The 13,215-nt window shown below is 57.7% G+C and carries 14 protein-coding genes and 1 pseudogene; 5 read left to right on the forward strand and 10 right to left on the reverse strand.

The annotated features are described in order from the left end of the window. Positions 1-77: 77 nt before the first annotated feature. Positions 78-1,196, reverse strand: coding sequence for an AraC family transcriptional regulator (locus ACFSAG_RS07010; RefSeq protein ID WP_381512866.1), 1,119 nt, complete (start codon positions 1,194-1,196; stop codon positions 78-80). 57 nt (positions 1,197-1,253) lie between these two features. After that, positions 1,254-2,014: pseudogene (locus tag ACFSAG_RS07015) on the reverse strand (IS3 family transposase); the annotation flags it as partial. A gap of 321 nt (positions 2,015-2,335) precedes the next feature. On the opposite strand from ACFSAG_RS07015, the gene ACFSAG_RS07020 reads away from it, so the two are divergent. The 4 genes from ACFSAG_RS07020 to ACFSAG_RS07035 all read left to right on the forward strand — a co-directional run bounded on the left by ACFSAG_RS07020 (position 2,336) and on the right by ACFSAG_RS07035 (position 5,615). Next, complete coding sequence (locus tag ACFSAG_RS07020; RefSeq protein ID WP_054588524.1) at positions 2,336-3,979, forward strand: FAD-binding oxidoreductase; 1,644 nt, start codon at positions 2,336-2,338, stop codon at positions 3,977-3,979. Between the two features lie 19 nt (positions 3,980-3,998). Further along, positions 3,999-4,694, forward strand: coding sequence for a glutathione binding-like protein (locus tag ACFSAG_RS07025; protein WP_054588525.1), 696 nt, complete (start codon positions 3,999-4,001; stop codon positions 4,692-4,694). A gap of 168 nt (positions 4,695-4,862) precedes the next feature. Further along, positions 4,863-5,054, forward strand: coding sequence for a tautomerase family protein (locus ACFSAG_RS07030; RefSeq protein ID WP_054588526.1), 192 nt, complete (start codon positions 4,863-4,865; stop codon positions 5,052-5,054). Positions 5,055-5,420: 366 nt separating this feature from the next. Then, entirely contained in the window at positions 5,421-5,615 is a 195-nt protein-coding gene (locus tag ACFSAG_RS07035) for a hypothetical protein (RefSeq protein ID WP_062912946.1), read from the forward strand. Positions 5,616-5,717: 102 nt separating this feature from the next. Here ACFSAG_RS07035 and ACFSAG_RS07040 read toward each other — a convergent pair whose 3' ends face one another. After that, the gene (locus ACFSAG_RS07040; protein WP_013832744.1) at positions 5,718-5,954 is read right to left on the reverse strand and encodes a hypothetical protein; all 237 of its coding nucleotides are present in this window, start codon (positions 5,952-5,954) and stop codon (positions 5,718-5,720) included. 272 nt (positions 5,955-6,226) lie between these two features. On the opposite strand from ACFSAG_RS07040, the gene ACFSAG_RS07045 reads away from it, so the two are divergent. After that, the gene (locus tag ACFSAG_RS07045; RefSeq protein ID WP_381512873.1) at positions 6,227-6,511 is read left to right on the forward strand and encodes a DUF6437 family protein; all 285 of its coding nucleotides are present in this window, start codon (positions 6,227-6,229) and stop codon (positions 6,509-6,511) included. 116 nt (positions 6,512-6,627) lie between these two features. On the opposite strand, the gene ACFSAG_RS07050 is transcribed toward ACFSAG_RS07045, so the two are convergent. The 7 genes from ACFSAG_RS07050 to ACFSAG_RS07080 form a co-directional block, all read right to left on the reverse strand. Then, entirely contained in the window at positions 6,628-7,017 is a 390-nt protein-coding gene (locus tag ACFSAG_RS07050; RefSeq protein ID WP_062912947.1) for a single-stranded DNA-binding protein, read from the reverse strand. A 301-nt stretch (positions 7,018-7,318) separates the two neighbouring features. Beyond that, positions 7,319-7,747 carry a DUF6915 family protein gene (locus tag ACFSAG_RS07055; RefSeq protein ID WP_183615169.1) on the reverse strand — a complete coding sequence of 143 codons (429 nt, stop codon included), beginning with the start codon at positions 7,745-7,747 and terminating at the stop codon, positions 7,319-7,321. A 10-nt stretch (positions 7,748-7,757) separates the two neighbouring features. Beyond that, on the reverse strand, positions 7,758-8,195 hold the full coding sequence (locus ACFSAG_RS07060) for a DUF6878 family protein (protein ID WP_381512878.1): 438 nt from the start codon (positions 8,193-8,195) through the stop codon (positions 7,758-7,760). A gap of 117 nt (positions 8,196-8,312) precedes the next feature. Beyond that, positions 8,313-9,266 carry a DUF2493 domain-containing protein gene (locus ACFSAG_RS07065; protein ID WP_062912949.1) on the reverse strand — a complete coding sequence of 318 codons (954 nt, stop codon included), beginning with the start codon at positions 9,264-9,266 and terminating at the stop codon, positions 8,313-8,315. A gap of 300 nt (positions 9,267-9,566) precedes the next feature. Continuing rightward, entirely contained in the window at positions 9,567-9,989 is a 423-nt protein-coding gene (locus ACFSAG_RS07070) for a hypothetical protein (RefSeq protein ID WP_062912950.1), read from the reverse strand. A gap of 11 nt (positions 9,990-10,000) precedes the next feature. Beyond that, positions 10,001-10,942: an ArdC family protein gene (locus tag ACFSAG_RS07075; RefSeq protein WP_296626091.1), complete on the reverse strand. Its 942-nt coding sequence runs from the start codon at positions 10,940-10,942 to the stop codon at positions 10,001-10,003. A gap of 155 nt (positions 10,943-11,097) precedes the next feature. Then, a complete protein-coding gene (locus ACFSAG_RS07080) occupies positions 11,098-13,086 on the reverse strand; it encodes a ParB/RepB/Spo0J family partition protein (RefSeq protein WP_062912952.1) in 1,989 nt (662 codons plus the stop codon). Between the last annotated feature and the right edge of the window lie 129 nt (positions 13,087-13,215).

The following is a 13,215-nucleotide window of genomic DNA, read 5'->3' on the forward strand; positions in this document are numbered from 1 at the left end:
GAAGGAACGAACATGAGAACCAAAAGTCGAGGTCGAAGCGCCCTGCCGAGTAGGTTGTAGCTTGAGCAGTGGAATCGCTAGGATGTATTCGCTTTGCGCCAACGACCGGGTGCCATTCCACCGACCCGTTTAAAAGCTCGACAAAAACTACCTGCTTCAGAGTATCCAAGCGTGTAAGCGATCTGCTCTAATGTCATGGTTGATGATAATAAGAGCTGGCAAGCACGTTCAAAAATAACTTCGGACTGGATTTGTCGAAAATTTGTTTCTTCTGTATGCAAACGACGCCTCAGAGTACTCATTGAGCACCCTAAAGCTCGACAAATTTCTGGCTCAGTGGACAGCTTTTCATTTGACATCTGCAGAAGCATTTCCTTGACTCTGTTTTTTGTACTTGAGTGGCGCCTTTCAAGGGTGTTGCTCAGCTTGTCCTCTAATCTCATGCGTGACCAACGGTCATCGAATTTCAATTGCATACGAAACAAGCTGCGATTGAATGAAATTGAATAGTTTTTCTGCCCAAATAGCGTTTCTGTTCCAAACGCCTTTCCAACCTCATCCATATTGTCCGGTCTATCGTTCTTGAATGAAGTTTGGCATGGATATACTTCGGAATTGGTTAACTCTTGGACCCAGGTAACCAGGGCAGCCATGCCTCTTGTAGCTAGAAAGTGTTGACTGAATGGTGGCAGCTTGTGCCCAAGAATCACGAATTTGATGGTGTCAGGATCTCGGACAACGGAAACTTCGTTGATCCACAAAGATATCTTGTAGAATTTGGCGCCAATCGTTAGCGCTTGTTCCAGCGTGCGGCTAGCCATCATGGCGAAACCTAGTGTTCCATAACAGGTCAGGTGTTGGCGCATTCCCAAAATCACGCCGTTGGCAGGATCATCGTCTATCTCCAGCAAGTTTTGAATTGCTCGGAGTTCTTGCCAGACCTGAATTTCGCAATATGGGTCTTCAATATCATCCAGATCTAATTCCATTCCTTTCAGGATTTCGAGGGCTGGAATGTCGTGTTCGCGCGCGAAATCAACAAGGAGTCTCAACGATGTAACTTGTCGAATATCTGAAAATTCTTTTTTGTATGAGATGTGGGTCATTTTCGCGTCACCAAAGTTGAGACCACTTGTCTCCGATTGGAGCGGCAATGACAAGACTTCACCTGACTTCGGATCGATGAACTGGGCCATAGGCGCTGACGGGGAACATTGAGATTGAAGACATTGAAGTGAATAGCGCCTAGTGATCTAGACGCCTTCATTGTTTGTTTTTTGCTGTCGTTCGAAGTTCACAGGTGACAACATGGGGTTTGTGGCGTGCTTTCGCACGGGGTTATAGAATTTCGATGTAGTCGAACTCATCCTGCCGAGCTTCTGCGCGGGTTTTTTATGTCCGCCTTCGGATCCGTTCGCGTTTGAGCAGGTTAAGGAAGCTCTCAGCGAACGCATTATCATGGCAGTTCCCGCGCCTGCCCATTGAGTGCTTGAGATTGTGGGCATGGAGGAGCCAGGTTCATTCGCGGGAGATAAACTGTGAGCCCTGATGGAGTGGATCAGAACTACGTTCTTCGGCTTTCTGCGCCACACCGCTATCAGCAGTGCCTGGCAGACCAGATCAGCGGTCTGCCGACTTTGTATCTGCCAACCAACCACCGCCGTGAATAGAGATCGATCACCACTGAGAGGTAAGCGAAGCCCTCATGCGTTCTGATGAAGGTGGTGTCTGTTACCCATGCTGCGTCGGACGCTGACACTGCAAACTGGCGATCCAACGTATTGTCGATCACAACTGATGGCGTGCCACAATAGCTGTCTGGACGCCGCTTATAGCCAACTTGAGCTTTGATCCCGGCTTGCCATGCAAGGCGAGCCACACGGTTGGGACAGCTCTGCTCACCCTGATCAAGCAGAACATCATGCAGATGCGGTTGCCGTACACCCTGCCACTCTTCCCGTGCCTCGTGGATGAGCTTGGTCTGTCGGGCATCTTCCTGCGCCCTCTGAATCAACTTATGAGACCTGACCCTGGCTGGGAAGTGTCTCGGGATCGACGCTGGAGCCAGACATGCAACGGTTCCTAACAACGAATCACTTCGCAGGCAGCGACCGCGAGCAGTTGAATTGGCTGATGGGCTTCTCGCGCCTGAACATGAGGCCTGTAGCAGCCCGCAATAGCCGAGGTTCTTGTCTGAATTTTCCAATCCAAGGGAGATCCCGGCCGCGCACGAAGTTGAATGAATCTGTCAAAAAACTGACTTCAATGGCAATAGAATAAGTTCGTCGACCCGTTAACTTCTGGTGCTCAAACTGATTTCTGAGGGCATTGAATCATGACTGAGCAAGCTGGCTACTATGGTAAGAGGCGCAAATGGCATAGCTGGGGATACGAAGACGAGGTCATTTCCCAGGCTGAGGTCAAGGAAATGGCCGTTCGCGTTGGCAAACGCCTGGGCATTGATGAGCCGGTGGTCTTGTCTGATCCAACGCTCGAGGAAATCGAGTTGAGGGAATCGCGGATCTCCATCCCTGCTTCCTTGTCGTCTTTTTGTAATTCAGACAAATGGGATCGCGTTTCTCATTCCTACGGCAAGAGCTTCAAGGACCTGACGCGCATTTTTCGGCGAGATTTTACCAATCCGCCTGATGTGATTGCCTATCCTCGCAACGAGGCCGAGGTTGCCGCAGTTTTGGATTGGTGCGGTGATAATGGCTATGCGGCAATTCCATATGGCGGCGGATCAAGTGTCACGGACGGCTTTACTGCCCCGGAGGATTGCGACGGTTCGGTAATTATCGATTTGGGGAACATGAACCAGGTGCTGGAGGTTGACCCGGTCTCCCGCTGCGCACTTATCCAGGCAGGTACGCTTGGGCCTTCGCTTGAAGATCAGCTAAAGCCGCACGGCCTCACATTGAGACATATTCCGCAATCCTGGGAGTTTTCATCGCTTGGCGGCTGGATTGCGACGCGTTCTTCGGGCCACTATGCTACCCACCTTACCCATATTGACGATATGGTGCAGAGCCTCAGGGTCGTAACGCCGCGCGGAACGATAGAAAATCGCAGATTGCCGGGATCAGGTGCCGGCCCGGATCCCGACCGCCTCTTTATCGGTTCTGAAGGCTCGCTCGGGATTATCACACAGGCATGGATGAAGCTTCAGGGGCGAGTGGTCTTCCGGGCGAATGCGACCATCACCTTTGACACGTTCTATCAAGGTGCCGCAGCCATTCGGCAGATCACACAGGCAGGCCTGTTTCCTGCGAATTGTCGTTATCTGGACGCGCAAGATGCCCAGTTTTATGGCGCTGGTGATGGCACAAAATCTGTGCTGCTGCTTGGCTTTGAATCTGCGGATCATCCCGTGGATGTCTGGCTGGAGCGCGGCGTTGAAATTTGCCAGGACCACGGCGGTGAAGTCGTGACCAAGACCGGATCGGGCGGCGATGCCTTGAAGTCAAGCCGCAGCGGCGCGCAGGGGAATTGGCGCGAGCAATTCCGTTACCTGCCGCGATTGATGCATACGCGCGCTGCGATGGGCGTGGTCAGCTTTACCTTTGAAACGGCCTATACCTGGGACAAATTCGAAGCCGTGGACACGGAAATTATTCGCCGGGTCAGCGAGGCGCAAAAAGCGCTGACCGGCGGTGGCATTGTTTGCCGCAGATTCTCCTTCCTCTATCCCGATGGGCCGGCGCCCTATTATTCCGTCGTTGCGCCTTCCACGCACGAGACGAGCCTTGAACATTACCAGGCGCTTTCCGACGTGGCTTCTGATGCGATATCGGAGCTTGGCGCGACAATCACGCACCACCATGCGGTCGGACGCAGCTTCCGTCCGTGGTACGACAAGGAAGTGGACCCGCTTTTCCGGGATATGTTGGCTGGCGCAAAGAATGCTGTTGATCCAGATTGGATTATGAACCCGGGAATGCTTCTCGACCGTTCGAATCATCTCAAGATCGTCGGATAAGGGGAGCAGGTCGCACGCTATGATCGAACTGTTTTTCTGGCCTACTCCCAACGGATACAAGGCGACGATTGCTTTGGCGGAATTGGGATTGCTTGGCAAAGTTACGCCAATCAATATTCTGGCCGGTGAACAGTTCGATCCGGCATTTCTTAAGATCAGTCCAAACAACAAGGTTCCCGCCATCATCGATCACGATGGTCCAAATGGCGAGCCGGTTGCGATATTCGAATCTGGCGCCATATTGCTCTACCTGGCTGAAAAGACCGGAAAGCTTCTTCCCAAGTCTGAAGTGAAAAGGCTGGAAGCCCTGCAATGGCTTTTCTTCCAGGTGAGTAGCATGGGGCCGATGCTCGGGCAGGCACACCATTTTAGAACATACGCGCCCGAGAAGATCGAATATGCGGTAGACCGCTACACACAAGAGGCCGCTCGCCTTTACAAAGTGCTCGATAACCGGCTGGCGGATCATGAATATCTGGCGGACGAATTTTCGATAGCCGATATAGCTACGTTCACATGGGTCAGGCCCCGAAAAATGCAGGGCCAGGACCTTGAAGATTATCCAAATGTGAAACGTTGGTATGACCAGATCAAGGTTCGCCCGTCTGTCTCTGAGGGCCTGAGTGTTCTGTCCGACAAGATGAAATGGCAAGCTAAGCCCGGTTCCAAGGAATGGAAATCGATGTTCTCCGGCTCGGAGAAAAAGTCAGATTGATCGGTCGGGCTTGCAATGCCTGCAATGAATTGCCCGAGAATCGCCCCACCGACGAGTTCGGGATTGTGAAGCAGGCAAAGTTGCCGGTCACGGCGACATTGATGATTCATCGGCATTCGGACAGAAGCCCATGATTTCACATCATATTTTTGAACAGGATTTGCCGCGATGCCTTATATCAATGTCCAGTTTACCAAGGGCGCTACCAAGGAAGCCAAGCGAGAGATCGTAAAAGGTGTCACAGATTTAATGGTGGAGCACCTCGGTAAGAGGCCCGAGCACGTCCATGTCGTGATTCAAGAAGTTGAATTTGAAGATTGGGGGTTCGCCGGAAAACTCGTTGCGGAGCTGTCAGACTAACTGTACCTGATTGAAAATTGGACCCAATTGGGTGCTGTCAGACTTGCTACAGCTCGTCTCCGATTGACAGAGCCATGGCAAGGTCGCGCTGAGATTAGGCAGCAAGAAACTGCCACTCGCCAAAATCGGCCGTTACTCGCTAATCTAACTCAGCTTCACCAGCAGCAGCTACTGCGTTCGGTGTGCACCTCTGTCCCCAGCTTAGAGGGTAGGTCCCAGTGTCACGACCTGCACGGGATCGGCGGTTTTGACGTCCCAAGACCCGGGGATGAATACCATGCCGCTCGATTGCCGATTGTGTTAAAGATCGATCGAGTCCGCCGGCAGGAAGAATGGTGTCGCGGGCACCCCACCAGGAGCATGGCTATGGCGGATGTAACACTGAGCGCGACGCCCAAAGGCAACGGATTCCAGGCAACCGTGACCTATTCGAGCGGCGTGTCGATCAGTTCGGCGGAAGCCTTTCCGACGAAGGCCGAGGCCATTTCAGCAGCGGCCATGAAGGTACTCGAGTTGCCCGATCGGCTGGAGGAAATCGATGCGTCTACCGCCGAGGGCTGATGCTGCAGGGAATGCTCGCGCGATGCCTACGGGAGCGACAATACGGGACCCGAGCAAAAAGAAAGGAGGAAGCCCTGACGGACTTCCTCCTTTTGTGTGGCATCAGAATTCATCGCTCAGCTTTCCAGGCACTGTGTCGATGACCCGGTCCAGCATGGCCTTGGGCAGTGCGCCGTAATCGCCCTCATCGACCGCGATGTAACCTGCCTCACCATCGGTCAGGACATATTGGGTGAAGTAGCTGTGAAGGGACCGGGCATGAGCCTTGTCGAGTGCGGCAACGAAGGCTGCCTGATCTGCCTGGAATGAACCCTGCGCGATATTCAGTGAAGCGTACATGATCTTTCCTCCTGATGTTCGATGCGTCGCATCAGGAGCTGCGAGGATGTGGGCGACGGGCCGGGTCAGGGACCGCGCGTAGCGCGGCCGCGAAGCGGCGATGGGGGAAACGATTTTTGCCGGGCTTGCCCGGTAAAAATGGTGGGGCCCCGTCGTCCTTGACGCGGCCCCAAAGCCCGCATCACACTTGGTTTTTCTGCGAGAGAGACCTCTCCAACGTCAGCGTGAGAAGCACTAGCATCGCGGCAAAAACCGTTTTCCTACATGGCCCCATGCTGGCACTGTCGCGCGTGGAGGGGACCAACGGCCAGCGAAAGGACAATCTGATGGCCAGGTCCAAACCGAGCGCGCGTAATGCGCTCAAGAAGCTGCGCGAGCAGCGCGAAGAACTCGATGCACAGGAGGCCAGGCTCCGTGATGAAGCAGCCGGCGAACTGGGCAAGGTTCTTCTTGAATGCGGAGCCGAGACGATCGAACCCGCGCAACTGAAGCAGCTCATCCGCGCATCGCTTACCATCGGGATCGGCGATGCTCTCAAGCGGCTTTCCCCCGCCTGACACTTCAACCGCGGCGGGGTGTGGGCTCGATGCCCCGCCCCGCCGTTCACGCCAGCGATCACAAAAAAGGCCCCGATGGCGCGAACCATCGGAGCCTTGTTGTTTGCGGAAGGCGCTCAGTCCTCATCGATGTCGGGCGCACCCTCATTGTTCGACGCCCGCCCCTTGGTGAGGAAGTCCACCTTGTCAGCGATGATCTCGCAGCCGTAGCGCTTGGCGCCGTCCTGGTCTTCCCACTGCGTATAGTGGATGCGCCCCTCGACCGTCACGAGCTGGCCCTTGGTGCAGTACTTGGCGACGTTCTGGCCGAGACCGTTGAAGCAGGTCACACGGTGGAATTCGCTGTCCTTGGCGGTGTAGCCGTTTTCGTCCTTGTAGGTCTTGCCGTCCTTGCGGGCGGGACGGTCGGTGACGACCGAGATCGAGGTGATGTTGGTGCCGCCCTGGGTAGTGCGGGTTTCGGGATCGCGGGCAATGCGGCCAACGAGGATAACGAGATTGGTCATGGTCTTTCTCCTGATCGAGCATTCCGGGTCCATCCCGGCTGCAAACCCGACTAGGAAGCGGCCCCGGCGAAGCGCACCGAAGGGAAACCTCGATTTGGTTCGGGTGGTGCGGGCAGCCGGGCGCAGCCCGGCAACTCGGCCGGACCTGATCGGGGTTGCGCGTCTCGACGGGGGTGCTTCAGGAAAGGTTTGCTTACAGGCCGGGTTGGTCCCGAGTGCCTTGCACAGGCTAAGCCATGACTTTTCGCATTGACGGGCTGCGACGTGCCCCCCCCCGACCTCGCCTGCCTTCAAGGCGACATCATATCTCGACGACGAAAGCTCCTCCCGAAGCCGACGAATGACCACCTGAAAACGCACCGCTAGCACCAGTCTCCACAGTGCCAAGCGGCATCGGCCCGTCCAGGCGATGCCCCCGCAACATCCAGTCTTGGGGCGTGATGAGGCGCCCCCAATCCGCAAAGGAAGGGATCGCACCCAAGTCCTCGCGGACGTGCTGCTCGCCTATAAGACGAACGGGCACGACACGGCTGTCGGCGTTGACGATGGTAGGCCCGAACAGCGTTTCAAGCATGAAAATGCCTTCGGCATGGTGCCGAAGGGCCCGGTGCCGCGGATCAGCAAAGATCGCCTTCGACTGGTCAAACCATTGGTGGAGCGGCAGGTAATCTTCCACCACCCCTCCCCATTTCCGGACCGACGATAGGGCGTGATAATAGCAATGAGCCATCGCACTTCTCCTAGAGATCAGTCGAATGGTCGTCGGTCGCCGTGTAACGCAGCTGGCAGTCCAGAACGAAACTCGGCGTAGCCACGTCGATGATCAGTTCGCCGCAGGCACCATCATTGATTTCCCATCCGAGATGATGGCGTTCGAGAGCAAGGTACGTCAGTTGCTCGATGGCGGAATGGAGGCTCTGGTCGTCGCCTTCTCCAGCATAGTCGATCGTCACTTCGGGACACGGAACACTCGCCCCGACGGCATCAGAGAAGACGCATTCTTCGACCGCACCGCTGTCGCCGCACCCATCGAAGCGGATTTCTACGCGGGCAATTTCGGCATTGCGCAGCGGGTCAATGATAGCTGCCTTGAGCCGTTGGATTTCACTTTGCGCCTGCGCCGCGCGTTCGGCCTGGCGGACAGCAAAGTCCGCCATGATTGCCTGAAAATCAGTCATGAGAAATCTCCTGATATGTGCGGGCAAGCACCAATCGTCTTGCCCACGATAACAAGCGATCTCTTTCCTCTGACGGGCTGCGCCAGCGCCGATAGCGCTGGCGCGATGCCCGACGCATCAGTCGGTATCCTGCGCCGCGCGCTTGGGGGAAGTGCCCAGCGGACCACGGCGATCTACAACCGTGATCCGACGGGATTTGGCTTCGATGACGAGGCGCTCCAGGACTCCGTTTCCGGGAAAGGCGACGACATAACGGGGGTCGAGCGAGAGCATACGCTCGTTGCGCTTGAAGCCTGCGCGTGCCCCGAGGCGCATGTCGAGGGAGAAGCTGATTTGCGGGATGTTGCGTCGTTCCGCCCATGAGGATGCCAGACGGTCAACACCCTTGGTATCACCGCCGTGGACAAGAACCATGTCAGGAACCCGGTCGTGGACCTTGTCCAGAGTAGCCCAGACATTGTTGGCAAAGGTGAGAGCGTCCTGCTCGTTTGGATGGCGTGTGCGGCCACCGGCAAAGATCACCGGCGTACCTTCTGGCATGGCGGCGCGGCGTTTCGCTTCGGACCGAGCTCGGACGAACTCGCGGCCCTCGACAAGCGCAGAAGTCAGCATGGCACTGTGATTGAAGCGCGAGCTCGACACAGGTTTCCACGAAGATCCGAACTCGTTGAGATAGAGGGCAGCGGCCACCTCACGCATCTCTTCGAGAGCAAGCATGGCGCCTTCGGCACACTGCGCACGCTCAACCTGGGTCTCGAGTTCATGGGTGTGAATTTCGGATCCATCGGCAGTGGCGAGGAGTGCTCGGACCTCGTCGGTTGCGCGGTCGACTGCGGCCGATTTGCGGGTCGCGGAACGATGGAAGATGTTGACGAACGCCCAACCGAGGTCCTCGGCATCGGCCTCCAGCGCAGTCCCAGAGACCATCGCAAATAGATCGGACCAGACCGCTTCGAGAGTCTGGACGACCGCTTCGTGGACCGGAAAATCATTGGTGGAAACCGGGGCAGGACCAATCGAAAAACCGGAAAGGTCGAGGCCGGCAAGTTGCTCGGAAAATGATGAGTGCATGGGTATTGTCCTCCTGACTGGCGTGAGGCTGACGCACCCGCTCATGGCTGCGCCAGCGAGAGCCCGTCAGGGCCAGCTTGAGGCAGTCTCCGCACCCGACAGGGGGAAACCCGCTTGGGCAGGCTGGCGCGGGCAGGCCAACGGCCCAAAGGGCCGGGCCAACTCGGGCCTGCGCAAGCCGGGTTGCGGCAGACTGGCGGCTGGCCCAGGGCCTCTCTCGCATGGCTTCAGACCATGAGTGCAAAAGCAAGCTTCGTCAGGGAGGACAGGCACTTCGCCACGACCAAAGTGACTGGCGCATCAGGCTACCCGTTTTGCGTAGACGCCCTCACCGTTCGACATGTGACCGAGGCAGACGTAGTCGCCGAACAACGCTTCAAAGCGGGAGGCGATCTGGGACAGCCAGCGTTGTGCCCTCGGCGATCTGGCCGTGCGCCAATCGGCATCCCAATAGGCGCCATCGTCACGCTCGACGATCCACACCGCAACCAGGCCGGCGTAAACCGACACGCCGAAATCCGCGTAGGCATTGCGCATGAGGATGCGGTCTTCGCACCCCCGCCAACCGTCGTGCGCGATCAGGGAAGGGAAAGCCCGCCCAGCGCGCTCACGCAGATCCTCGCGGAGCCATTCATATTCGAAGTCCCAGTCGTCGTCGTTTTCGACTTCGAGCACCGTGAAGGCCACGATGGCCCCGCTGGGGGAGCTAACCGATCGGCCCATGACACCCTCCTTCAGGCGGCCAACGCAGCGTCGGCAGACGCCTCGTCGGTATCTTCGGCAGAGATCCGTCCTCCGAGTTTGAGCAGAAGCCTTGATGCTTCCTCCGCCTTTGCGGCAGCGGTGAGAATGGCACGGTCATCCTGCTTCAGGAGCTTGAGCCAGTGCTCGATATAGCTCGCATGGCTATCGAGGTGGGTGACTGGCAGACCGAGCTCAGCGCCAAGCATGGCGCTCGAAAGTTCGGCGATGAGTTCCTCGGCGGCGTAAGCTGCAGAACCAAATCGATTCTTGAGATTACGGTCGAGGCGGCTGGCATGGCCGGTCCAATGCGACAGCTCGTGTGCGAGCGTCGCGTAATAGTGGTCGAAGCCCGAGAAGAGATGCGCGGGCGGCATTGTCACCCGGTCAGCCACTGGCTCATAATAGGCTTCGTCGCCCTGATGCCGCAGGACGGCCGGAACACTGGCAAAGAATGAGTCGAGTTCAGCCTGACGGCCCTCGGGTTCAACCACTTCAAGCGTCGCGGCGGGATGGAAACGTTCCGGAAGGCCTTCGACCTGATCGGCATTGAAAACCGGATAGGCCTTCAACACGCGACGACTTTCGTCGGTTTTTTCGCCGGTGTCGGGAGCTTCGACTTCCTTGGTGTAGCTCTTGTAGAAGATGGCGATGGTGGATTTTTCGCCCTTGCGCACCTGCGCACCCAATTCTTTGGCCTGATTGTAGGTCATCCAGAACGGCGAGGCGTAACCGCACATATCGGCAACCATCCAGAGCCAGAAAACATTCATGCCGCGATAAGGGACGCCGCACGCGCGTAATGGGCGCGAGATTGGCACACCGCGCCATGGCTTGATCCACGGCTTCGTGCCGGACTCGAGGCGGGCGATGATTTCCTGGGTGATACGGGCAGCAGGCGACAATCCGCTGCTTTGTCCCTTGCGATAGGCCATGTTGGATCTCCTGAAATGGCCTGACGACAGTTTCGTCGGTCAGTGCCGGAGATCCCGGAGCCCCCTCCACTCTCTTTCCATGAAGGAAGCGGCCCCCCGGCATGTGCCGGAGGACCGCTTCACGGTGGCGAGCAGCCGTTCCTGTCAGGAGGAGGTCAGGCGGCCAGCTCGCTCGGGGGCTGATTGTCGTCGTTGGCGACACAATCCGCGTCGGGACCTTGCGCTTCGTTATGGGCAGGAATTTCCGGCTGCTCGGCAAAGCGCATGACTTCGGGCACCCAGGCGAGCGCCCTTTCCCGAACTTCGACCTCGGTAATGTAGGTCCCCGCGAAGACGCGCTCGGCGCTCATCGCGAGATCGCCCTTTTTCACCGATGCGAAGCGCGAGGACAGTTCCAAACCGCCAACGTCGGTGAGCGCATCAAGGATGACCTGCTTCGAGACGCGGTCGAAGTAGTTCGCCGCGGTCGGACGCCACCATTGTGCCATGTCGATGCCGATCGTGCTGCCCAGATGATCCTGGAACGTGATCTGACGTTCGCCAGCCATGTTAAGGCTCGCCTCGAGCGTACGAGCGACGACGAAGCCGAGCCATGCTGCGCGACTTTCATCAGCGAGTGCCCGAAACATCTTGAAGCGCGACGAAGCGTCTTCGCCAGATCGCCAGCTCTCATCGAGACCCGAGCGCAGGTCCGCAAGTGATGCGCTTGCCGGCGCATCCTTCGCTTCGAACCCTACAATCGGACCCGCGGGGACGCCGCCACGCAAGGTCGTGGCCGCGTGTGACCGCCAGTCGTGGGTGTCGGCATCCGCGAGGGTGAAGACCATGATGTCGAGCGAAAGGCCGGGATCCGATGCCACGTGGAGCGCGAGCACGTCACGACGTTGCATCGCAAGTTCGTCGACCAGACGCTTGGAAAGCGTTGCACGGCGTCTGCCATCACTGCCGACACTCGCAACGACTTCGACGACATCTTCGTCACCAACGACTTCGATGTCGCGCTCGCCGTAGAACACCGGCTGGAGAACCGGTGTGCCGTCGCGCGAGAGAACGAGGATCATTCCGGCATCGGCCTTCAGTTCGGGTGCCAGCTCCGGGGGCTTTGCCCGAATGTCCTGGCATTCGCGCTCGATAGCTTCGATCGTCGCCTCGGCCGCAGCAATTGCTTCTTCGGCGCTGTCTTCGTCCTCAAGAATGGCCGCATGCTCGTCGTACGAGGCATCAAGCTCGTCAAGGCGGGCAAGTTCGGCGTCAGTCAACGGAGCCGGCTCGGCTGGAAGTCGAATGAGGCCTTCGACGAGATCGTGACTGGCATAGGCGTCAAGCGTCGGCCTTACCCAGGCAAGACCCTGCTCTGCTGCGAGCGCCTTGGCGCGCTTTTCCATCTCCTCTGCGGCGAGCGTTTCGAGAAGCGCGACATCGACCCAGGACTCGCTGTCATCGTCGTCGAAGAGTTCGCGTTCGATCCGGCCACCTGCAGCGATATAGGCTTCGCGACCTACAAGGCGGGCCCGAGCATCGCTGCCGCGAACCGTGCCGGAGAGCACCATGCGCCGGATACTGTCGGCGCTGGGCGCATAATACCCCGAGGACGCCTGTTCGTAGACGCGAGCCTGAATTTCCTGGTCGGAGGTCGCGCCGAAAGCTTTGGCGAGATCGAGAGTGATTTCACCGGATGCCAGAGCATCGAAGACGACAGGCGCGAGTGTCGCGAGACGCAAACGGCCTTCTACGAAGCGTACCGTCAGCCCGAAGCGGCGCGCGACATCTTCCGTCGAGGCACCAGCATCAATAAGGGCAGCGAACGCCTGTGCTTCGTCGGCGGGGTTCATCGCGAGGCGATGGAAGTTCTCGGCCAGGCTCGTTTCGACTGCGATTTGCGCATCGTCCTCAAGCACGAGGCAGGTAACCTCGTAGCCCTTCGGCAGGACTTTCTCTTCGGCAAGCGCTAGCAAGGCGCACCGGCGGCGCTCTCCGGCTTCGACCTCGAATTTGCCACGAGCCGCAGGACGAACGATGAGGTTCTGCAACAACCCATGGGCTGCAATGCTCGCTTTCAGTTCGGAATCTGCGGCGGGGTCACCGTAACGGCGCACATTGCGAGGGGACTGGACCAACTTGGTCAGCGGGATCGTTTTGATCATGGTACTTACTCCTGAATATGAGCACAGGCATCGACCTTCGACGCTCATTCGGCTCATTCAGAACCAAGCCCCCTTCCCTCTTGGTGACTGTGGGCGGGCCGGCCTCCGCCTGCCCGGTTCAGGACACAA

The organism is Sphingorhabdus buctiana (assembly GCF_042680825.1).
Taxonomy (GTDB): Bacteria; Pseudomonadota; Alphaproteobacteria; order Sphingomonadales; family Sphingomonadaceae; genus Sphingorhabdus_B; species Sphingorhabdus_B buctiana.